The sequence below is a fragment of the Pseudomonas sp. AC463 genome (genome assembly GCF_979253585.1).
This window is the reverse complement of sequence record NZ_CEEDDZ010000434.1, coordinates 1-295: the sequence shown is the minus strand read 5'-3', so window position 1 is coordinate 295 and position 295 is coordinate 1. Positions and strand designations below refer to the sequence as shown.

1 protein-coding gene is annotated in these 295 nt (G+C 71.5%); it reads right to left on the bottom strand.

What is annotated here, in order from left to right; translation table 11 throughout:
• The coding region (locus AC0IYH_RS30855; protein ID WP_471837985.1) for a PfkB family carbohydrate kinase at positions 1-295 on the bottom strand (295 nt) is incomplete at both ends.

Below are 295 nucleotides of genomic sequence, written 5' to 3'. Positions count from 1 at the left end.
GACGCGCGCAGGCCGGCGCCGGGCGTGAGGAAATACAGGCCGAGCCGTCCGGCCGCGCGCCGCACCCGGCTCATATCCACGCCGTGCTTGCGCATCGCCTCCACCGCCGCATCGCCCAAGGCATCGTCGGGAGCAGCGGACACGATCGCACTCGGTATGCCGAGCCGCGCCAGCGCGACTGCCACGTTCGCCTCCGCTCCGCCGAAATTCGCGTCGAGCCGCGGTTCCTGGAACAGATGCCCCCGCCCCGGGGCGGACAGGCGCAGAAGCAGCTCGCCGAAGCACAGAACATGAC